19 protein-coding genes are annotated in these 21569 nt (G+C 36.7%); 4 read left to right on the forward strand and 15 right to left on the reverse strand.

Annotated features, from left to right (window positions below; translation table 11 throughout):
• Positions 1–2: 2 nt before the first annotated feature.
• The 5 genes from KE503_RS09175 to KE503_RS09195 form a co-directional block, all read right to left on the reverse strand.
• Positions 3–458, reverse strand: a complete 456-nt coding sequence (locus KE503_RS09175) for a DUF4860 domain-containing protein (RefSeq protein WP_212385049.1) — start codon at positions 456–458, stop codon at positions 3–5.
• Between the two features lie 23 nt (positions 459–481).
• Positions 482–817 (reverse strand): hypothetical protein, encoded by a 336-nt coding sequence (locus tag KE503_RS09180; RefSeq protein WP_022374673.1) that lies wholly within the window; start codon positions 815–817, stop codon positions 482–484.
• Between the two features lie 12 nt (positions 818–829).
• Positions 830–1870 (reverse strand): type II secretion system F family protein, encoded by a 1041-nt coding sequence (locus KE503_RS09185; RefSeq protein ID WP_022374672.1) that lies wholly within the window; start codon positions 1868–1870, stop codon positions 830–832.
• 12 nt (positions 1871–1882) lie between these two features.
• Positions 1883–2794: a transglutaminase-like domain-containing protein gene (locus KE503_RS09190; RefSeq protein WP_022374671.1), complete on the reverse strand. Its 912-nt coding sequence runs from the start codon at positions 2792–2794 to the stop codon at positions 1883–1885.
• Positions 2795–2960: 166 nt separating this feature from the next.
• A complete protein-coding gene (locus KE503_RS09195; protein ID WP_022374670.1) occupies positions 2961–3425 on the reverse strand; it encodes a hypothetical protein in 465 nt (154 codons plus the stop codon).
• Positions 3426–3546: 121 nt separating this feature from the next.
• On the opposite strand from KE503_RS09195, the gene KE503_RS09200 reads away from it, so the two are divergent.
• Together KE503_RS09200 and KE503_RS09205 are read left to right on the forward strand one after the other, a co-directional pair.
• Positions 3547–4524, forward strand: a complete 978-nt coding sequence (locus KE503_RS09200) for a phosphotransferase (RefSeq protein ID WP_022374669.1) — start codon at positions 3547–3549, stop codon at positions 4522–4524.
• A gap of 59 nt (positions 4525–4583) precedes the next feature.
• The gene (locus KE503_RS09205; RefSeq protein ID WP_212385050.1) at positions 4584–6308 is read left to right on the forward strand and encodes a phospho-sugar mutase; all 1725 of its coding nucleotides are present in this window, start codon (positions 4584–4586) and stop codon (positions 6306–6308) included.
• 167 nt (positions 6309–6475) lie between these two features.
• On the opposite strand, the gene KE503_RS09210 is transcribed toward KE503_RS09205, so the two are convergent.
• From KE503_RS09210 to aroF, 9 genes are all read right to left on the reverse strand, one after another.
• Positions 6476–6958: a GNAT family N-acetyltransferase gene (locus tag KE503_RS09210; RefSeq protein ID WP_022374667.1), complete on the reverse strand. Its 483-nt coding sequence runs from the start codon at positions 6956–6958 to the stop codon at positions 6476–6478.
• Positions 6959–6981: 23 nt separating this feature from the next.
• Positions 6982–7656, reverse strand: coding sequence for a GntR family transcriptional regulator (locus tag KE503_RS09215; RefSeq protein ID WP_212385051.1), 675 nt, complete (start codon positions 7654–7656; stop codon positions 6982–6984).
• Positions 7657–7730: 74 nt separating this feature from the next.
• Entirely contained in the window at positions 7731–8597 is an 867-nt protein-coding gene (ispE, locus tag KE503_RS09220; RefSeq protein WP_022374665.1) for a 4-(cytidine 5'-diphospho)-2-C-methyl-D-erythritol kinase, read from the reverse strand.
• A gap of 92 nt (positions 8598–8689) precedes the next feature.
• On the reverse strand, positions 8690–10252 hold the full coding sequence (locus KE503_RS09225; RefSeq protein WP_022374664.1) for a DUF3794 and LysM peptidoglycan-binding domain-containing protein: 1563 nt from the start codon (positions 10250–10252) through the stop codon (positions 8690–8692).
• Positions 10253–10318: 66 nt separating this feature from the next.
• Entirely contained in the window at positions 10319–10567 is a 249-nt protein-coding gene (locus tag KE503_RS09230) for a Veg family protein (protein WP_022374663.1), read from the reverse strand.
• A 212-nt stretch (positions 10568–10779) separates the two neighbouring features.
• The gene (locus KE503_RS09235; protein WP_212385052.1) at positions 10780–11889 is read right to left on the reverse strand and encodes a peptidylprolyl isomerase; all 1110 of its coding nucleotides are present in this window, start codon (positions 11887–11889) and stop codon (positions 10780–10782) included.
• A gap of 63 nt (positions 11890–11952) precedes the next feature.
• Positions 11953–15474, reverse strand: coding sequence for a transcription-repair coupling factor (gene mfd / locus KE503_RS09240; protein ID WP_117944518.1), 3522 nt, complete (start codon positions 15472–15474; stop codon positions 11953–11955).
• Between the two features lie 3 nt (positions 15475–15477).
• On the reverse strand, positions 15478–16050 hold the full coding sequence (gene pth, locus KE503_RS09245) for an aminoacyl-tRNA hydrolase (protein ID WP_022374660.1): 573 nt from the start codon (positions 16048–16050) through the stop codon (positions 15478–15480).
• A gap of 134 nt (positions 16051–16184) precedes the next feature.
• Positions 16185–17192, reverse strand: a complete 1008-nt coding sequence (gene aroF, locus KE503_RS09250; RefSeq protein WP_022374659.1) for a 3-deoxy-7-phosphoheptulonate synthase — start codon at positions 17190–17192, stop codon at positions 16185–16187.
• A 696-nt stretch (positions 17193–17888) separates the two neighbouring features.
• Between aroF and KE503_RS09255 the strand changes: the two genes are divergently transcribed.
• Complete coding sequence (locus tag KE503_RS09255) at positions 17889–19613, forward strand: ABC transporter ATP-binding protein (RefSeq protein ID WP_212385053.1); 1725 nt, start codon at positions 17889–17891, stop codon at positions 19611–19613.
• Positions 19614–20159: 546 nt separating this feature from the next.
• On the opposite strand, the gene KE503_RS09260 is transcribed toward KE503_RS09255, so the two are convergent.
• A complete protein-coding gene (locus KE503_RS09260) occupies positions 20160–21125 on the reverse strand; it encodes a D-2-hydroxyacid dehydrogenase (protein WP_212385054.1) in 966 nt (321 codons plus the stop codon).
• A 240-nt stretch (positions 21126–21365) separates the two neighbouring features.
• Between KE503_RS09260 and KE503_RS09265 the strand changes: the two genes are divergently transcribed.
• Entirely contained in the window at positions 21366–21533 is a 168-nt protein-coding gene (locus KE503_RS09265; RefSeq protein WP_212385059.1) for a hypothetical protein, read from the forward strand.
• Positions 21534–21569: the final 36 nt, after the last annotated feature.

Below are 21569 nucleotides of genomic sequence, written 5' to 3' on the forward strand. Positions count from 1 at the left end.
CCTTACTCTCTGCTCTGTCTGTATACACAAGTCCGGTACTGCTTTCCATCTTCTCCTGTGATCGTAATATCATACATCTGGTCTTCCTCTTTTATCTCAAATCCTTTTGCCGGCACGATCTGTTCTCCCTGCATTTTCTCTGTATGAAGTCCTTCCCGAACCATCAATTCTCTTAAAGCGCCATTCTCCTGATAAATGTATGTATAATATTTTCTTCCGGCTGCCACTTCTGTATGAATCAAAGCCGTCTTATTATGAAATGTTCCAATGGAAATACTGTTTTGTTCATCCCACTGTTTTATTTTTTCTGTGACATAAGAAATATCAATTCTCTTCTCATAGTTATCATTCATTGCCGATGCCGTATGGCTGTATACATTTGCACCCACCATGATCAATGTAAATGCACACACTGCAAACGTCGCAAATAAAAGAATGAGAAACATCTTATCTACCATATGTTTTTGTCTCTCCACCGATATCACCTCTCGTTCAATGCGATCACAGTTACCTGCGGCATTCTGTTTGATCCTGTGATCTCGTAGGAAACTATAAACTTGTCTTTATCATAACTGACTCCATAATGTTGTTCCAGATATGACAGGCTTTCTGGATAACGGCCTTCTACCGCATAGCATTGTACTGCACCTTTGAGAACGGCATTCTTTGTGCTTTCTTCCTGGCGTTTCTGAGTTTCACTAAAAATACGGCTGCTGCTTCCCCACAACACTGCTGCCATGATCAGACATATTACGATTGGAAGCAGAAAAGCAATCTTACTTTTTATTTTTGTTTGTTTTTGAAAACGATTTTTCAAGGCACGCCTCCCTTATCCAATCCCTGCCATGATTCCTGCTAATGGCAGCATAACAGACAGCAAAATAACTCCTACGATCACACATAAAATCCCAACCAATGTTGGTTCCAGAATGCCGATCATTTTCTGAATCTGATCCTGAAGCTCCTTCTGATACAGATCCGCAGACTGTTCCATCACCTCATCAGTTGCTCCAGTTTCATATCCGATCACCATTAGTCGTTCCTGCATTCCTCCAAAAATATGAGATTCCTTCAGTGCTTTTGGAAATGATTCTCCATTTTTCATGTCTTCTCTGCACACCGCGATCTGTTTTCTTAACGGTTCATAATCTACCAGTTTTTCTGCAAGTGTAAGACTTTCATCTATATCAAGCCCACTCTTTAAAGACATCGCCATTCCACTTGCAAATCTCGTTCTTGCCCGTTTCCAAGCTAGCTTTTTCATAAATCCGATCTTTGAAATTTTTTCAAATAATTTATTCCTGAATTTTTCTGAAAAAACTGCACTACACACAATCATTAATACGATCACTGCAATTACAGAAAGTATGATCGCTGATTGTCTCATCCAGTTTCCAATATTTAAAATATTACGTGCTACACCTGTCATTTCCTGGCCAAGCTGAAGATAAACCTGTTCAAACACTGGCATTACTTTAATAAATAATACAATAATGATCACAAGCATCATTCCAAGCATTGCAACAGGATATGTTACTGCGCTTTTTACTGCTTCAAATATTTCTTCTTCTCTCTGATAATAAGCTGCCAGTGCTTCCATCGTCTCATCAAGTCTTCCTGTCTGCTCTCCGATCTCTGTCATATGCAATGCATATTCCGGAAATACCCCTGACTTCTTCATTGCTGGATATAGCATCCCACACATCTCGATTTCTTCTCGTATCTCTTTTAAAATCTCTCTTCCATCCCCAGAGACATCTCCATCTTCCATGATATAAATTCCTTCCAGCGAAGATATTCCTGATTTCAAGATCAACGCCATCTGACTGCAAAACGTGATCAATTCTTCATTGTTAAGTTTCCTCTTCATATCTGTCCCTTCTTAATAACTATACTGGAGTGCATAATGATCTCCATCTCCAACATATTCTTTTACATCATCTTTGTTATCATTGTTCGCTGCCAGTGTCGGATCTATCAATTCCCAACTCTTTCCATTAAATTTGATAATATTATCTATCCAGCCTTTTTCATCAAGCCACGTACTGATCCAAGCATGATAGACACTGCCAGAATACCCAATCTCAAGCTTCGTCGGAATTCCCTGCGATCTGAGCATCGCTGTCATCAATGCCGCATAATCAAAACATATCCCTTTCTTTGTCTCCAATGTCTCATCCACCGATGGCAGATAACCTTTTTGCACATTCTTTGCTTTGTCATCATCATATTTTATATTCTTAACAACATAATGGTATATCGATTTAACAATGGAAAGAGCATCTTCCTTTCCTTTCGCAAGTTCTTTTGCTTTCTTCACCGCTTTTGTTTCACTTGTAAACTCTACATATTGATTTGGATATAAAAACGGCAGAAATCTGTTCTTTAATTTTACATCAAAACTATCCATCATCAAAGCACTATATTCATCTCCTTGAATATTCTCATATACAGCGATCTGATACGTTCCATTCCCACATGTCAGTGGAAAATAAACTGGTTGTTTTGTTTTATTTACAAAATATTTATATGTTTTATCTTTCTTTCCTGTAATCTCTATGCTGATCTTTCTGGCATTTCCACTATATCTGACCGCAACATATCCTTGTGAGACATTCGATATATCTACAACTGCCTCCCCATAATCCAACACTTCATCTCCTGGTGCTTTTGGAGTTAAGACTTCTGCTTTTCTTGTATTTGTCGTTTGCTGTTTGTTCTTTTTACAGCCATTTAGGGATAATATAAAAATCAGACATGTCAGAATCAGGAGTGATTTCTTGACATGCTTCATTTGAGGCTCCTTTGTTTTTGTTAGTCTTTTCAGTATAACAGATTTTGATTTGTGAAGGTAGTCTTTATGATTAATGTAGCAAAATAAGAGAAAAAGGGGACAGCTCCTAAAAACGTGGAGCTGCCACCCTTCTCTTATAAATCTTATGTTTATACATCAATCTCTATTATTTTACAGAAAGAATTTCCTTATTTGCCTGTCCTTCTACAGCTCCATAAGTAAATGTGATCTTACTTCCTTCTGACTTCTTGCTTAATGCTGTTTTGACATCGTCGTCATTTACAAGAAATGTTTCAAAATTACCATTGGATAATTCAATTTCTACAGAGTTTGTATCTGCAAATCCATTGTATGTTCCTGTTGCTGTCTTTGGTTTTGCCTGTTCGTCTTTCTTGGATGCTGTTGATACTTCTTCTGTTGAGGATTTTGTTGCCTCTGTTGCCGTTGATACTGGTGTCTCTTTCTCTGTTGTATCTTCTGTATTATTCTCTGTAGTTGGTTCTTCCGTTGTTGCTTCTTCTGTTGTCTCACTGCTTGCTTCCGGGCTGCTTGGACTCTTCTTTCCACAGGCTGCTAATGTAAATGCACTTAGTACAAATATTGTTGAAATTAATAAAAATCTTTTTCTCATAATCAATTTACTCCTTTCTGAGATATTTTCAGTATATCCTATTTAATCTTTGATAGCAAGTTACTATCATATTCCTCTTATTATCTTCATATCATTAGAGGTAGAACATGAAGGAGGATATATGTTGAACGAAAAATATCAAATGCTGCTCGATCAATATGATATTTCTGTTTCTTATACCAGGCGGGGACGGGGTTGTGTTTTATGTTTTGGCAAAGATGATGTTTATGCCCTTTCTCAGACTTCTCTGTCTGAAGAGCGGCTTTGTGCCGTAGCCAAATGGACAGATGCCATGCACGATCATCATTTTTATAAGACCGATCAATACCTTTTAAATAAAGATGGTTATTTTCTTACATTTGACCGGTATTATGAGACGTTTGTGCTAAGAAAGACCTTTTCAGGAACGGAATGTGATATTCATTCTTTGAATGATGTAAAAACTGCTGCTCAAAATCTTGCCAGCTTTCATAATCACTGTCTTGATATTTCATTTTCATCCGAAAATCTCCGAAAATATAATTCCATTTCCAAGCAGTATGAACAGAAATATTCAGAATTAAAAAGCATTGGCCGGTACATACGAAAACGAAAAAACAAAGGGATTTTTGAATATCTGTTTCTGGAGCAGACAAAAGAATTCTGGGTACAGTTAGAAGATTCTATAAAAATTTTAAACAATACCATACCATCGAGATCTGGGTGGTGTCATGGAAATTACAGCCACCATAATATTATCCTGACATCTGATTTCCCTGCTACAATTCATTTTGAACGGTTTTATCATGGTTATCCGATTCTTGATGTCTATTATTTTCTGAAAAAAGCACTTGAGAAAAATAATTATAACTTTACGTTTTGTGAAACATTTCTTGTAAATTACGACCGTTTTCTTCCTCTTTCCAAAAATGACCTATTATGCCTTTATGGACTGTTCTTATTCCCTGAAAAGTTCTGGAAGATCTCAAATCAGTACATGGCACACAAAAAACATTGGATTTCTCCACGATATATCGAGAAATTAGAGGAATTTGTCCACAAAAAAGACCTCCGCTCGATTTTTCTCGAAAAATATCTACAAATTTATAATGTTTTTTAATGCGTTTTAAGGTATAATTAAACAAAAGGCATTTTTATAACTTAAAGGAGGAGTAATTTATGAACTACAAAGAAACTTATCAAGAATGGCTTTCCAATCCTTATTTTGATGAAGAGACAAAAAAGGAATTAAAAGCCATTGAGAATGACGAAAATGAAATTAAAGAACGTTTCTATGCTAATCTAGCATTTGGAACTGCCGGACTTAGAGGAATCATTGGTGCTGGTATCAACCGTATGAATATTTATGTTGTAAGAAAAGCAACACAGGGGTTAGCTGACTATATCTTAGAGCAGGGAACAGACAAGAAACGTGTTGCCATCGCATTTGACTCAAGACATATGTCTCCAGAGTTTGCAGATGAAGCTGCTCGCTGCCTTGCCGCTAACGGAATTAAAGCATTCATCTTTGAATCTTTACGCCCAACACCAGAATTATCATTTGCAGTTAGACATTTAGACTGTATTGCAGGTATCAACGTAACTGCCAGCCATAACCCACCACAGTATAACGGATACAAAGTATACTGGGAAGATGGTGCACAGTTTACAGATCCTCATGCTTCAGGTGTTACAGCCAAAGTTAATGCGATCACTGACATTTCAACTTGCAAAACAATATCCAAAGAAGATGCCGTAACAGCAGGTTTATATGAAGTGATCGGAAAAGAAGTTGATGATGCTTACATCGCAGAAGTTGAAAAACAGGTCATCAATCATGATTCTATTGATGCGATGGCTTCAAAATTAAAGATCGTTTATACTCCTCTCCATGGAACAGGTAACCTTCCAGTACGCCGTGTACTTGATGATCTTGGATTTAAGAATGTATATGTTGTTCCTGAACAGGAACTGCCAGATGGTGACTTTCCAACAGTCAGCTATCCAAACCCAGAAGCAAAAGAAGCATTTGCATTAGGTCTTGCTCTTGCCAAAGAAAAAGACGCTGACCTTGTTCTTGCAACTGACCCTGATGCTGACCGTTTAGGTGTATATGTAAAAGACGTGAAGAGTGGAGAATACATTCCATTAACAGGTAATATGTCTGGTTCTTTATTATGTGAATATGTATTAAGCCAGAAAAAAGAAAAGGCTGGATCTCTTCCTGCAGATGGTGCTGTTGTTAAATCTATCGTTACAACAAACCTCGTAGATGAGATTGCAAAAGCTTACAATGTAAAACTAATCGAAGTATTAACAGGATTCAAATGGATTGGTAAAGAAATCCTTGGATTTGAGCAGAGTGGTAAAGGAACATACCTGTTTGGATTAGAAGAAAGCTACGGATGCCTGATCGGTACATACGCAAGAGACAAAGATGCTGTTTCTGCAACTGTTGCTCTTTGTGAAGCCGCTGCTTACTATGCAACAAAAGGTAAAACATTATGGGATGTTATGATCGATATGTACGAGAAATACGGTTACTGCGTAGACAGCATCACCGCTATGGACTTCCCAGGATTAGAAGGTATGGATAAGATGAAAGCTATGCTTTCTAACCTTCGTGAGAACCCATTAAAAGATATCGCTGGATACAAAGTTGTTAAGATCCGTGATTACAGCAATGATACAATCCTTGATGTTGAAAGTGGTAAAGTAGAACCTACAGGACTTCCTGCTTCTAATGTTCTTTACTATGAACTTGAAGGTGGAGCTTGGGTATGCGTTCGTCCATCAGGAACAGAACCTAAGATCAAATTCTACTATGGAGTAAAAGCTTCCAGCATGGATGAGGCACAGGCTGAAAGTGCTAAATTTGCTGAATGGGCGAAAGCTCAGGCTTAATTTTAATTTGTATATTGGCCAACTGTAGAATTCGAGTATATGATAAAAAATAAATAAGAAACCGAAAGCGATGCATTGGAATTTTGCCATATTTTGAACAAAATTCCAATGCATCGCTTATATTGATTCTTATCTTATTTTTATCACATATACGAAAGACTATCAAATCAAAACTTTAGCCGCATCTGATTCCACCTTACTCCTCCATGTTCGGACTCAGATATGCCTTCATTCTCAAATCCAAATTTGGCATAATAATGCACCAAATGATCCTTACAAGTGAGCACTAATCCTTTTCTTCCATGCTTTCTTGCATCTTCAATCGCGCATTTGAGCAACTCTCCTGCATATCCATGTTTTCTATAAGCAGGTATTGTATTTACACCAAAGATCATCTGCCATGCTCCATCTTCATTGTGTAAATCTGCCTTTGCATACATCTCATCTGTGAGATCTTCTTCATCTGTTACAAATCCATCTACAAATGCAATTAATTTGTCTCCATCAAACATTAGCCAAAAATGATCAGCATAATATGTTAAGCGTTCCTCTAATTCTTCTCTTGTTGCGGCTTCCGCTGGTGGGAAACATTCTGCTTCGACAGCTGTTACTGCATCCAAATCTTTGATCGTTGCTATTCTTATATTCATGATATCTCCAACATCTTTATTGATCAATATTCTTCTTTAATGTTGCGGATCACTGTCATTTCCTGATTAGTGATATGTTTCTTCATGATCTGACGTGCTTCTTCTTTCTTTCCAGATTCGATTGCATCCACAAGTTCTTTATGCTCATTTAATAATACGATATGGTAATCTGTATCTTTAACATATTCCAGACGATAACGATAAAACTGTTCTCTTAAATTGCTAATGATCTGAATCAGTCTTGGATTTCCTGTCGCATCAAAAATAATATCATGGAATTCCATATCGCTATCTGCGATGGCTGCATTATCTCCAGATTCAATAGCTACTTCAAATTCCTGTAATGCTTTGTCTAATTTCGCTTTACCTTCTTCATCCATTCGTTCTGCTGCCAGTTCTGCTGCCAGTTCTTCCAGAGAACAGCGTACTTCTAATACATCTCTTAAATCTTTTTCTGTGATCCTTGCAACTTCTGCACCTTTTCTTGGAATCATAACTACAAGTCCTTCGAGTTCCAGCTTACGGATTGCTTCTCGGACTGGTGTTCTGCTGACTCCTAATCTATTAGCAAGTGCGATCTCCATCAGACGCTCTCCCGGTGCAAATTCTCCTGTGATGATCGCCTGTCTTAGTGTATTAAATACCACATCTCTCAGTGGAAGATATTCATTCATATTTACCTTTAATTTATCGCTCATAGTTTCTTCTCCTCCTGCTTTTTCCAATGTATCTTCAATTTTATTCTGTTCTGTTTTCTTACCTTGAAAATACATTATCGTATCGGTCTTACTACGTAGGCCTGTTTTATGTCCTCGATACTTCGTAATGATTTCAATGCGTTATCTGCTGTTTTCTTATCCTGAAAAATTGCGAAGATTGTTGGTCCGCTTCCGCTCATTAATGCACCCATTGCTCCCTGATCCATCAGGTGTTTCTTTACTTCCTCAATGATTGGATATTCTTTGATTGTTACTGTTTCTAGAACATTCTCCAAACGATCACAAATTCCTTTTAAATCTTTGGTCCTCAGACATTCTAACATGCCATCGATATCCGGGTGTTTCGCCAATCCTGAAAGATTAAGATTCTGATATACAAATGCTGTCGATACGCTGATCCCCGGTTTTGCGATCAGTATATAACATTCTGGCATTGCATCAACTCTTGAGAGCTTCTCTCCGATTCCTTCGGAAAGGGCTGTTCCACCCCAGATACAATAAGGAACATCTGCTCCAAGTGTTACTCCTATCTCACATAACTCGTCGATTGACAGGCCCAGATCAAACAGCTGATTCATACCTTTTAATGCTGCAGCACAGTTAGAACTTCCGCCAGCCATACCAGCAGCTACCGGAATTCTCTTATTTAGATTGATCTCTACACCATCTTTAATATGATATTTATCCTTCATGAGTTTCACTGCCTTGTATACAAGATTTCTCTCATCTGTTGGAAGAAATGTCAGATTACAAGTCATCTGAATCTTGTCATCTTTGATCTTCTTCATCGTCAGCAAATCATAAAGTCCAACCGTCTGCATGATCATGCGCACCTCATGGTATCCATCTTCGCGCCTTCTTAAAACATCTAGACCAAGATTGATCTTCCCATATGATTTTAGAACAATACTATTATCCATATGCACTCCTTTATCCTATGTGAAATAGTTTCTATCTCACATCTTGTATACAGAATATTATAATATTGTTCTTAAAAAAATGCAATCCTTATTTACTGAAATATTCCTATTTCTTTTACGATTAAAAGTTTATCCCCAGGTTTTATCTCACTGACTTCTTCATTTTGTTCTCTGATACTTTCGACCGTTGTAAAATAAGTTTTTGCAATAGACCACAAAGTATCTCCCTCCTTTACAACATATCCTACAATTCCAGGGATTTTTCGTATCTTTTCGTAGTCTAGTGCTTCTTCTTTCATGTCCGTCATAATTCTTTGTCTCGTCTTGTGAAAAGATATAAAATCAAACAAAATGGCTGTTCTGATTTCTATTTCTCCACCTTCTGTTGGAACCGCACTCATCTGATCAACCCTGACATCCAGCTGATAATCTTCATTTCCACTAAGATATTTTGTCTCTACAAAAAATGTAAATGGCTCCATGTAGGAACTGTTCATAACAGGTGTTGCATCCTCCGTAGAAAGATATAAAACGTCCGCCATCCACACACCTTCTACTGACAACCCTTGTTCTGTAATTTCTACATCATCTACCGTTACACTGCCTTTTACAGATAGCACTTGCAGAAGCTTCCCTGGTTCCTGTTCCATCCGAAAACGTTTACCTGATTTCATCACCGCCTGATTTTTCCCGATCAGAGTCTCAAAATCAAACATATGATATTCTGGAATCAGTGTTTTCTCCATGCTGCATCCATCATCCACATAACTGATTTTGTGGTCTTCATAGATTTTGATATCACAATCGATCGTTACTTCCAGAGAAATGATCCGCTCCTCTCCGTCTTCATCTGGTCTTACCTCCAGCTGCTGCCCACCCAGTGACATTCCTATTTTACCGATCATTCCTGGCACACATTCATAGCATTCTAACTGTGTATCCACAGGGATTTCCCATCTGGCATACTGAACTGGCATTTGTGCATCTTCCCCAAGATACAATATAAATACCTGCATTGATCCTTGAATCTCAATCATATGCTCTGCAATTTTTGCCTGTAGATTCTCTATATCTACCTGTGTCCACAATACCTGATAAACATTGGCTTTATTTGCAGGGAGAATCAACTCTTCTTTTAATCTCGCCAAATCTTTTTTATTTACGATAAGATCCGTAACCTGAATATCTTTTTTCAAAACAGATACATTTTCATCATGAATCGCTGTAATTCCTTCTTCTTTTATTTCTTCTGTAATCTGAAATGAGAATGTTAACAGCACACGGATACTGATCTTTCTTGAATTGATCAATACCGTGTTGATATCATCGATCGTATATTGTACTTTGACATAATCTGAAGGAAGTACCCCATCAATATGTACATACTCTTCAAACGGCAGTGAATATTCTAAAGATTCTAAAAATGTTGCCGTATCATTTGTTCCATACAGGCCCTGGAATAAGAATTCACCTTTCATCCTGACACGATCGATCATCATTTCCGTTTCCTGTATCTTTACCATCCCTCTTGTCTGAATCATCTTTTCTATATCTGGTTTTGTATCTGCAACATTACAGTCCTGATCGATCGTGATCTGCATCTGTTTTTTCGCTTTCGCCACAATCCCATAAAATTCTTTTTTCTCAAAATCCATAAAAAAATTCCTCCCTGTCTGTATATACAAATATATTCAGACAAGAAGGATTCTATGCATCACCCGTTAGTTTTCTAAAAGCATCATGCGGACATCTCTTGTAATCACATCCTGATAACTAAAACTTACTGTTTTATTCTGGTCATTACCTTCCGTATTCTCTAGTTCTACCAAAAAGATATTCGGATATGTCTGTTTGATCACGCCCTCTGCTGTCACAAATTTATGTCGTCCTCTGTTTGCACTAATCTTGATTTTGCTGCCAATCTGATTCTTAATTGACTGCCGTACTCTGTTAAGATCTAATTGTGTCATAAATTCACCTCTTTTATATACAGAATATTCTGGAAATTCTGTATAATGATTTTACTATTATAACATTTTGCCCAGTTTTTGTCAAATTTATGCATACAATATACTTTGCGTTTGTTTTAAATTTAAACTAAAAATCGAGGAATTCCATCTTTGAATTCCCCGATTTTACTTGTCTTATTAACAATCAACGTCAAAACGATCAATCTCTAAGATTATTTGCTCTTAGTTGTTTTGCTTGAAGATGTTGCTGTTGTAGTTGACTCAGATGTTGCTGCTGTAGATGCTGTAGTAGCTTTATATTTAAATTTAACTTCTTTCCACAGATCCTGATCTACAGATTTTGTATCATCCCAGTCTTTGTCAGCTGATTTTGTCCACTTCTTGTAAATTTTCTCATATGCTGCCTGCTGTTTTTCCTGCAGTAATGTGGATTTATTTGTTGCAGCTGCTGTTTTGTCATTTGGATTTAACATCTTGATGATCACGTATGCATCGTCTAATTCTACAATTCCACTTACCTGATTCTTCTTGAGTTTAGATGCCGCTGTTTCGAATTTATCTCCTAATGCTGATTTCCCTTTTGTATAGGACTCTTCATTGTCAGAGTTTACGCTGAATTTCTTAGCTACAGAACTTACACTCTGGCCTTTCTTGATCATCTTTAATGCTGATTTTGCTTTCTTTAACTGATCTTTCTTCTCAGCCGCTGTCATATCTTTTTCTTTTCCTGTCTTGCTGTCTGTTGTCTTTGTTGTGAAAACAAGTTTGTAGACTTTGACAGTTCTAGCTTCATCATCAGATACTGTTACATTTGCTTTCTTGGTGATCGCCTGCATCACTTTACTTGCAATTGTGCTTTCTTCGTAAAGTTTCTGGATCGTATCTTTATCAGCTTCTGTCTTCTTCATGACTTTCTTACCTGTTTCGTCTTTTGCGAAGGCATTTACGCTTTCTTTGATCTGTTTCTTCTCAGCTTTTGTTAATTTGACATTATAGTCATCTGCATGTGCTACTAAAACTTTGATCTGTTTTAACTGACTGATAACGCTGTCTTTTACTGACTTCTGCATTGTGATCTTCTTACCTTTGCTGTCTGTTCCGACCTGCATAGACCACATGCTGTCTCCAAAGTATGCTCCGTACTGTGCTTCTGCCTGATACTGCATGATTCTTGCATATACATGAGCTTCCTGGAATGTTACTTTCTGTCCTGCATATTCAAATAATGTCTTCTCATTCTTACTCTTACATCCTGTAAATAAAGAAAGAGTTAACGCAAGAACTGCAGTTAAACATAGCAACTTCTTTGCTAATTTCTTCATTTCATTTTCTCCTTCACATTTGAATTATATTCAGTTTATATCTTGCGATATTATAGCATAAAACTATCGGATTATCAATGAATTGAGCGAGTTCACACAATGTTCAATCTTTTCCAACTGTTTTACTTTCTTTGTTTTTGAAAGATCTAATACAAATGTTGGATTCTTTCCTGCCTGAAAGGATAATTCGTGTTTGTACTCTTCTAATACTTCTGGTATTTTTTCTACATCTACTGCTGCATCTGGCTTCATTTCAAATGAGATTTTTTCTCCTTTTTGTTTCACATCTGTCATGTAGGCATGATGAGCTAATGCTTTTAAATATGCAACATATAAAAGATTATAGACTGCCTTTGGCATTTCCCCAAAACGATCGATCAACTCGTCTGTCATATCTTCCATCTCATCTTTTGATTCAATTGAAGAAATTCGTTTGTATAATTCCAGTTTCTGATATTCATTGTATACATAAGTTGCTGGTATAAATGCACTGATGTCAAGATCGAGGGTCGTATCAAATTCCTCCTCTTCATGAAGTTCTCCTTTTAATTTAAGGACTGCTTCATTTAACATTTTGCAATAAAGATCATATCCAACAGCTTCCATATGGCCAGACTGTGCCTGCCCGAGAAGATTTCCTGCCCCACGGATTTCAAGATCTCTCATTGCAATCTTGTATCCAGAACCCAGATCTGTAAATTCTCGAATTGCCTGAAGACGTTTTTCTGCTGTTTCTTTTAGCAATGTGTTCTTCTTATACATTAAAAATGCAAATGCATTTCGGTTAGATCTTCCGACACGTCCCCTTAACTGGTATAACTGAGATAATCCAAGCTGGTTTGCATCGTGAATGATCATTGTATTAACATTCGGAATATCAAGTCCTGTCTCGATGATCGTTGTAGAAACTAAAACATCGATCTCATGATTCATAAATCCCATCATGATCTCTTCAAGTTCCTTCTCCTTCATCTGTCCATGAGCAAATGCAACTTTAGCATCTGGCAGCAATTTCTGAAGTTCTGCGGTAACTTCTGCAATGTTATTAACACGATTATACACGTAATATACCTGTCCACCGCGAGTCATTTCGCGATAAACTGCTTCTTTCACCAGTTCTTCATTATATTCCATTACATAAGTCTGTATTGCTCTTCGATCATGTGGCGGTTCTTCTAATACACTCATATCACGGATTCCGATCAGACTCATATGCAGTGTTCTTGGAATCGGTGTTGCTGATAAGGAAAGAACATCGACATCTTTTTTCATTGTCTTGATCTTCTCTTTATGAGTAACTCCAAACCGCTGTTCTTCGTCAATAACGAGAAGCCCAAGATTCTTATACTGCATGTCTTTTGAAAGCAGGCGATGTGTTCCGATCACAACATCTACAGTCCCATTTTTCAAACCTTCGATCGTCTCTCTCTGTTCTTTTGGAGTACAAAATCTTGACATCATACGAACTGTGATCGGATAATTATGAAATCTCTGGGCAAATGTATTGTAATGCTGTTGCGCAAGAATGGTTGTCGGCACAAGGTAGGCCACTTGTTTTCCATTATCTACTGCTTTAAATGCTGCACGAATCGCTACTTCTGTCTTTCCATAACCAACATCTCCACAGATCAGACGGTCCATGATCTTTTTGCTTTCCATATCACGTTTCGTATCATCAATTGCATTTAACTGATCTTGTGTCTCATCGTATGGGAATAATTCTTCAAATTCTTTCTGCCATACAGAGTCCTTATCATAGACATATCCTTCTTTTGCCTGTCTTATAGCATATAGTTGTACAAGTTCTTCCGCAATATCTTTAACCTGTCCTTTAACACGGGTCTTTGTCTTCTTCCATTCATTACCGCCTAATTTATGAAGCTTTGGCTTTCTGGCATTCGCGCTTGCATATTTTGCGATCTGATCTAAGGCTGATGCAAGAATAAATAAATTATCTCCACCCTGATATTCAATACTGATATAATCTTTTTCAACCCCATCCGTTGTGATCTTTTCGATTCCACGATAAATACCGACTCCGTGTTTTTCATGAACAACATAATCCCCGATATTGATATCCGCAAAACTGTGAATTTTTTGTCCCAGCTTTTTCTTTTCTTTTTTTCTACGCTGTTTTTCTTTTCTTCCTTTAAAAATATCTCCTTCAGAAATCAACACCCATTTGACTGCTGGATACTCAATTCCTGTAAGAAGCTTTCCTGCTGTCACAACAATCTGTCCTGCTTCTACTTCATGTGTCAGTTCTTTATCATAGGTAACAACCAATCCATTTTCTCTCAGATCATCACTTAAACGTTTGGCTCTTGTAACAGATGGAGATGCAACAACAATCTTATAACCTTTTTCCTGATATTTTGTAAGATCTTTGACCAGTTCTTCAAAACTATTGTTGTAGGACTGTATCGATTTTGTCTCCATAAATAAAGTTTTTGATACAACAAAATCATTGATCTCTGTGGAAATAACAGAGTAACTGATGATCGGATGTTTCTCAATCTGATATAAAATACTTTCATAATCTGTCACGGTATGTGCCTGTTTTGGAAGCAGATATCCACCTTCCAGTCGACTTTTCATACTTTCTGAATATTCAAGATAAAATGCATCTGCTCTTTCTCTGATATGTTTTGGTTCATCAAAATAGATCAGACTTTCTTTTGGAAAATAATCCAAGATACATTCTGTATTGTCATAAAAATAAGGAAGATATCCTTCGACTCCAATCAGCATATGAAGTTCTCTTAACTCCTCGCGGACACGATTCATTTCTTTTTTTAAACGTAACTGCTGATCTGTCTTTTTCTCTTTCTTGAATTTCTGAATTAATTTTTCGTAATCTTCTTCCATCTGGCGAAGACCATGATCGATTCTTGGCTGATTCAAAATGATCTCGGATGCCGGATAGATCGTAAGCGTCTCTACTTCTTCGATCGATCTCTGACTTTCTTTATCAAAGCTACGGATAGAATCAATTTCATCTCCCCAAAGTTCAATTCGATATGGACTTTCCTGAGTATAAGGAAAAATATCGATAATACCTCCACGAACCGCAAACTCTCCAGGTGCCTCAACAAATGGTGCTTTTTCATAGCCTCTAGCAACAAATTCTTCAGCAATTGCTGCTTCTTCTAATGTTTCTCCTGTTTTGAAAGTCATTTTGTGATTCTTGATATCGCTTAATGGAACAACCTGATCCATCACCGCATCAATCGTCATAACAAATATTCCACATTTATCATCAAGGATCTTTTTGATCGCCAGCATACGGTCTCTTGCAATCGCATTTCCATGAACGTCTGCTGTATAAAATAATGGATCTTTTGCTGGAATATACTGTGCTTTTTCTCCAAAGAAATGACTTGCTTCCACCCACTGTCTTGCCTTATTTTCATCTGGCACAATAATGATCTTAAATTGTTTTTTCTTTTTATTTCCGATCAGACTTGTAAGATGCCATTTAGCCGTATCCGTACATCCTGACACCAGAATAGGACCTCTGTAGTCTTCAATTCCATCTTTTAGCTGTCTATATACCGGATCATCTTTTAATATATGTTTTAACACTTTTTATCCCTGCTTTTTCTTATTGTGGCGATTCATCGCTTCTGTGATGTCGCCCATAACGATCAGCTGTACGGCATCGTACACTTCATCAAAACGTTCCGCAAAAATTGCCTGTTCCTGTTTTGTAAAATGTCCTAACACATAATCTGCCAGATCGTATCCTTTTGGTTTCTCTCCGACACCAATCTTCACTCTTGGAAAATCCATGCTTCCTAAATGATTGATAATACTTTTTAATCCATTATGGCCACCGGCACTTCCTTTTCTTCGGATGCGTAATCTGCCGACATCAAGATCTATATCGTCATGAATGATAATAAAATCTTCTGGTTCTAATTTATAAAAATCCATGATCGGACGTAGACTTTCCCCGCTTAAGTTCATAAATGTCTGTGGTTTTACAAGAAGAACTTTCTCTCCTCCCATATAACCTGTTCCAATCAATGCCTTATATTTCCCTGTATTTATATTTATGCCTTCTTTGTCTGCAATATAATCAAGGGCTTCAAATCCAATATTGTGTCTTGTATTATCATATTTCTTTCCTGGATTTCCCAGTCCAACGATTACTTTCATAAAATGCTTCTCCTTTTCTTAAATCAAAGTCATTTTGTCACACTGACAAACACCCGGAAATCCTTAGATTCCCGGGTTATCTTTTTCTTTATTTAGCTATAGTATATCCCAATTTGCTGTTGTCAGCAAGATATTTATAATGTTTCAAAAAACTGTCTTGTTTTATTTACTTTATTCATTAAACTGTCAAACTGCTCTGGTGTCAATGACTGTGGTCCGTCACATAGTGCTTTTGCTGGATTATTATGAACTTCTACCATAAGTCCGTCTGCTCCTGCTGCGATCGCTGCTAATGACAGTGGTTCTACCATCTCTCGGATTCCTGTTGCATGAGATGGGTCAACCATTACTGGAAGATGTGATTTCTTCTTGATAACAGGAATGGCAGACAGATCTAAAGTATTTCTTGTTGCTGTCTCATATGTTCTGATTCCTCTTTCACAAAGGATTACATTTTCATTTCCTCCTGCCATAATATATTCTGCACTCATAAGCCACTCTTCAATTGTTGCTGCAAGTCCGCGTTTCAAAAGGATTGGTTTGTCAATCTTTCCTAATTCTTTTAATAATTCAAAGTTCTGCATATTTCTTGCCCCAACCTGAATCAGGTCAACATCCTCGAATAATGGAAGGTGACTCGCATCCATGATTTCTGTGACAACTGGAAGTCCTGTTGCTTTCTTTGCTTCTAATAATAATTTTAATCCGTCACCATGGAGTCCCTGGAAAGAGTATGGAGAAGTTCTTGGTTTGAAAGCTCCTCCTCTTAAAAGCCCTGCACCGGAATTTTTCACATCATTTGCTACTTCTGTGATCTGTTCTTTTGTCTCTATGGAACATGGACCTGCGATTACCTGAAAATTTCCTCCTCCGACTTTTACTCCACTTACATCGACAATTGTATCATTTGGATGGAATTTTCTGTTGGCTTTCTTGTATGGTTCCTGAATACGCTGTACATTTTCAACAATGCTGTTTGCCATAATGTGACGCATATCTACAATAGAAGTATCTCCTACTAATCCCAGGATTCTTGTATTCACACCTTCAGATTCATGAATTCCTAATCCCTGGTCTGTCATCTCTTTCTTTAATGCATTGATCTGTGCCTCTTCCGCCTGTTTCTTTAAAATAATAATCATGTTCTTTGTCCTTTCCCGGCTATGCAATATGTGTGTTCCATACAAAGTGTGCAGCTTTTTTCTACGGTACCTTTAGAAAAAGAAAAGGCATGCACTCTGTTGCAAGAATGCATGCCTTAAATATTTTACTTTGTCTGTTTAAAGTGACATAAGCTTTGGCGATGATTCATTGCAACAAAAATAGTCAGGATAAAAATAATAACCCTGAAAGCTAAAGTAATAGAATGTGCAATTGTTCATCTTACTTGTTGTCATCTTTGTTCTCCTTGTTTTGATGTTTTTACGATACATTAATTTTGATATTGTGTCAATAGATTTATAGACGTTTTTTATAAAATTCATAAATTATTTTTATTATTCGGTCTTGCATGAATTCCTACTGAAGTCTGTACTACAAAATCAAATTGCTTCATGACTTCCTTACAGTAGGACGGCTTACTTTATAGCTCTCACAATATTTTGTTTATAACTATTTATAAATTCTTTAGAATTGTTCATACTTTATATATTGAATACCTCACAGATTTTGCTATACTTAAAACATAGTTTTTCATATATATTTTTTAATCCTCTCTTTTCAGAAAAGCAACCGCTCATTTTATTGAGCGGTCTTTTTATTTTTCAGAAATTAGTGTATGATAGGCTTTGGTTGTTTGTATACAATCAAATTTTTAAAGAAGGAGTCACTATTTTATTATGAATACTTTTCAAAAATTCATCCAATACTATAAACCTTACAAAAAAGTCTTCATTTTTGATCTGATCTGTGCAGCATTTATCAGCCTTGTTGATCTTGCTTATCCACAGATCCTTCGTTCACTTACAAAAACTTTATTTCTTAAAGATGCTTCTACGATCCTTAAAACACTTCCTGTGATTGGCGGTATCTTATTTATCTGCTATGTTTTTCAGGCTTTTTGTAAATATTATGTCAGCTGTCAAGGACATATCATGGGTGCCCAGATGGAACGTGATATGCGTCGTAAACTTTTTGATCATTATGAAAATCTTTCTTTTTCTTATTATGATCAGCATAACACTGGACAGATGATGAGCCGTCTTGTCTCTGATCTATTTGATATTTCTGAGGCAGCCCACCATGGACCAGAGAACTTGTTTATCTCTCTTGTAAAGATTGTTGGATCTTTTATTTTCCTGTTTATCATTCAGTGGAAATTAGCCATCATTCTTCTTGTGATCGTTTTGCTTATGATCTTCTTTAGTGCAAAACAAAACCGTAGAATGCAAGCGACTTTCCTCGATAACCGTAGAAAGATCGGTGATATCAATGCATCCCTTCAAGATTCTCTCTCTGGAATCCGTATTGTACAGTCTTTTGCAAACGAAGATATTGAACGCGAGAAATTTCGCCTCGGAAATGAAGCTTTCTTAGATTCCAAACGTGATAATTATCATGCCATGGGAAGCTTCCAAAGTGGGAATACATTTTTTCAAGGAATGATGTATCTTGTAACATTGCTTGCTGGAGGTTATTTTATTGCTCTGGGACAAATGAGTGCCGCTGACCTTGCGATGTATGCGTTATATATTGGAATCTTTATCAGTCCAATTCAGATTCTTGTAGAGTTAACTGAAATGATCCAGAAAGGTATGTCTGGTTTTATCCGCTATCAGGCAATCATTGATATTGAACCTGAGATCACAGATTGTGTTGATGCTGTTGATATGAAACATCCTGATGGAGATATCTGTTATCATGATGTTTCATTTAGTTATGAAGACAATGAAATTGTATTAAATCATATTGATTTCACAATTAAATCTGGAAAATCCGTTGCTCTTGTCGGACCTTCTGGTGGTGGAAAAACAACTATCTGTTCTTTACTTCCTAGATTTTATGATATCACAGACGGCTCCATTACCATCGGTGGTCAGAATATTAAAAATATCAAATTAGAAAGTCTTAGAAATTCCATCGGTATCGTCCAACAGGATGTTTACCTCTTCGGTGCCAGTGTGAAAGAAAATATTGCTTACGGAAAACCAGATGCAACATTTGATGAAATTGTCGAAGCTGCTAAAAAAGCAAATATCCACGACTTTATCATGACATTACCAGATGGCTATGATACATTCGTCGGAGAACGAGGCACAAGATTATCTGGCGGCCAGAAACAAAGAATCTCCATTGCGAGAGTCTTCCTAAAGAATCCACCAATTTTAATATTAGACGAAGCCACCAGTGCATTAGATAACGAAAGTGAACAACATATCCAGAAAAGTCTGGACGCACTTTCCAAAAATCGTACAACCATCACAATTGCACACCGTTTATCAACCATTCAGAACGCAGATGAAATTCTTGTTATCGACGGACAAACAATCAAAGAACGCGGAACACATGAAGAATTGATCACCTTTGGTGGACTTTATGCAAAATATTATTATATGAACAAATAATGCATTTTTATCATCTGTTAACATAATTAGTTTAGAAGTGTTTATAAATTCTTTAGAATTGTTCATACTTTATATATTGAATGAGTTGAGGATTTTGATATACTTAAGACATAGTTTTTCATATATATTTTTAATCCTCTCTTTTCAGAAAAGTAGCCGCTCGTTATGAGCGGTCTTTTTTTGTAGAAATTGAATAATTTTAATTTATAGTTGGCCAACTGTATATTTCGAGTATATGATAAAAAATAAATAAGCAACTGAACGCGATGCGGTGGAATTTTAAGGGGATGTGTGTGGAGAATGGTATTGGATATGAATTAAGGTTTTCTCAGACAGATGATATGAAGTTTGAATGTAGCTCAAACATCTCATTAAATCAGTATTCATAAGTCTCTTGAATCTTCTGTTAACGAATACAAAACTTATCAGCCAATACCCTATAACATACACTCTGTATAGTGGTTTCGATAGACTTCAGTTTTATGTGACGGAAATAAGATAACAAGAAATATTTCCGTCACATATACGAAATCCTACCGTCGCAAATCAGGATTTATATCCTGTCTCCATATCCACCACATTCATCAGTCCATCTCCCGCCATATATCTCTGCAGATTTCCCGCAGCAATATCCACAATTCGATATAATGTTGCCGGATGATGAAAATCTCCTGAAATATGTGGTGTGATGATCACATTTTCGATATTCCATAATTTATGCTGTGTCTGAAGCGGTTCTGGATCTGTTACATCTAAACCTGCCCCGTAGATTTCTCCCTGAATCAGTGCTTCGCATAGATCTTCTGTATTGACAGCGCTTCCTCTTCCTGCATTTAAGAGAATTGCTGTATTTTTCATTTCTTTGAATCGCTGTTTATTGTAAATGTTTCTTGTAGCTTTTGAATCTGGTAATATGGAAAATACTACATCTGCTTCTGGCAATAATTTATCTAGATCATCCATTGTATGAAGTTCATCAACATCTTGTGGTACCTGTCCAAGTCTTCTTTTGATTCCGATAATGTGATAACCAAAATTTTTCATCAATCTTGCAAAGTATAATCCAATATCCCCAAGTCCAACGATCAGTAATGTACCACCTCGTAATGACATAACAGCCCCTTCATCATGCCATTGGCATTGGTTCTGATTATCTCTATACAGATGTAACTTCTTCTGAAGTGAAAACAGCACTGCTAACATGTGTTCTGCAACACCAGGGCCATAAGCTCCTGTTGCATTTGTTAAGATTACATTCTCCGGTAATACACCCTTTTTTACATATGGGTCTGCTCCTGCTGAATTTAACTGCAACCATTCTAGATTTTTGGCTTCCTTTAAATAAAATGGAGCTACATTTCCGATGATAATGTTGGCTTCTTTTATCATCTCTGGTGTTACCTTGTCGTAGGAACTATATACAAAATGACTTCCTTTGGCATGTTTCTCTAATGTTTTTTTATGTTCATCTTCTACTGGCATAACAACCAAAATGTTTTTATTTGTTTTCATTGTTTTAACGCTCTCCTTATTTGATTTTAGATATTGTTTCTATTGTAACTCGTTAATTAACAAAAGAAAACCCCCGGAGTTTTTCTCTTTTATAAATTGACATTTATAATTATTTTTTGTTAATATATTCCATGTAAATATTTTACAATATGTTTGAGTCTCTTCTTTCATCTGTTATCAGCATCAAATATTTCAGTCAAACGCCGGCCACAATCTGAGCATGAGAGCAGAACCTCTCCCTTGAAAAGACAAGTACGGCTTGATGTTTGGGCAGAAGACGAAATGGATGCTGTTTATAATATTGAAGCTTTATATAACTGTATAAAAGAGTATCTCCAACAAAGCACTGAAGAAATTAAATATACTCTTCATCCCAGACCTGCTGGATATGGATTATTTCCTAAATGAAGATGTGTTTGGTGATGATTTTGGTGAAGAAGGTTT

This window comes from Anaerostipes sp. Marseille-Q3525 (genome assembly GCF_018223505.1).
In the GTDB taxonomy this organism is placed as follows: Bacteria; Bacillota; Clostridia; order Lachnospirales; family Lachnospiraceae; genus Anaerostipes; species Anaerostipes amylophilus.

What these genes read in the sequence shown, in the direction of transcription:
- KE503_RS09175 (WP_212385049.1), bottom strand. Translation starts at nt 458, where the DNA reads ATGGTAGATAAGATGTTTCTCATTCTTTTATTTGCGACGTTTGCAGTG.
- KE503_RS09185 (WP_022374672.1), bottom strand. Translation starts at nt 1,870, where the DNA reads ATGAAGAGGAAACTTAACAATGAAGAATTGATCACGTTTTGCAGTCAG.
- KE503_RS09190 (WP_022374671.1), bottom strand. Translation starts at nt 2,794, where the DNA reads ATGAAGCATGTCAAGAAATCACTCCTGATTCTGACATGTCTGATTTTT.
- KE503_RS09195 (WP_022374670.1), bottom strand. Translation starts at nt 3,425, where the DNA reads ATGAGAAAAAGATTTTTATTAATTTCAACAATATTTGTACTAAGTGCA.
- KE503_RS09200 (WP_022374669.1), top strand. Translation starts at nt 3,547, where the DNA reads ATGTTGAACGAAAAATATCAAATGCTGCTCGATCAATATGATATTTCT.
- KE503_RS09205 (WP_212385050.1), top strand. Translation starts at nt 4,584, where the DNA reads ATGAACTACAAAGAAACTTATCAAGAATGGCTTTCCAATCCTTATTTT.
- KE503_RS09210 (WP_022374667.1), bottom strand. Translation starts at nt 6,958, where the DNA reads ATGAATATAAGAATAGCAACGATCAAAGATTTGGATGCAGTAACAGCT.
- KE503_RS09215 (WP_212385051.1), bottom strand. Translation starts at nt 7,656, where the DNA reads ATGAGCGATAAATTAAAGGTAAATATGAATGAATATCTTCCACTGAGA.
- ispE (WP_022374665.1), bottom strand. Translation starts at nt 8,597, where the DNA reads ATGGATAATAGTATTGTTCTAAAATCATATGGGAAGATCAATCTTGGT.
- KE503_RS09225 (WP_022374664.1), bottom strand. Translation starts at nt 10,252, where the DNA reads ATGGATTTTGAGAAAAAAGAATTTTATGGGATTGTGGCGAAAGCGAAA.
- KE503_RS09230 (WP_022374663.1), bottom strand. Translation starts at nt 10,567, where the DNA reads ATGACACAATTAGATCTTAACAGAGTACGGCAGTCAATTAAGAATCAG.
- KE503_RS09235 (WP_212385052.1), bottom strand. Translation starts at nt 11,889, where the DNA reads ATGAAGAAATTAGCAAAGAAGTTGCTATGTTTAACTGCAGTTCTTGCG.
- pth (WP_022374660.1), bottom strand. Translation starts at nt 16,050, where the DNA reads ATGAAAGTAATCGTTGGACTGGGAAATCCAGGAAAGAAATATGATAAT.
- aroF (WP_022374659.1), bottom strand. Translation starts at nt 17,192, where the DNA reads ATGATTATTATTTTAAAGAAACAGGCGGAAGAGGCACAGATCAATGCA.
- KE503_RS09255 (WP_212385053.1), top strand. Translation starts at nt 17,889, where the DNA reads ATGAATACTTTTCAAAAATTCATCCAATACTATAAACCTTACAAAAAA.
- KE503_RS09260 (WP_212385054.1), bottom strand. Translation starts at nt 21,125, where the DNA reads ATGAAAACAAATAAAAACATTTTGGTTGTTATGCCAGTAGAAGATGAA.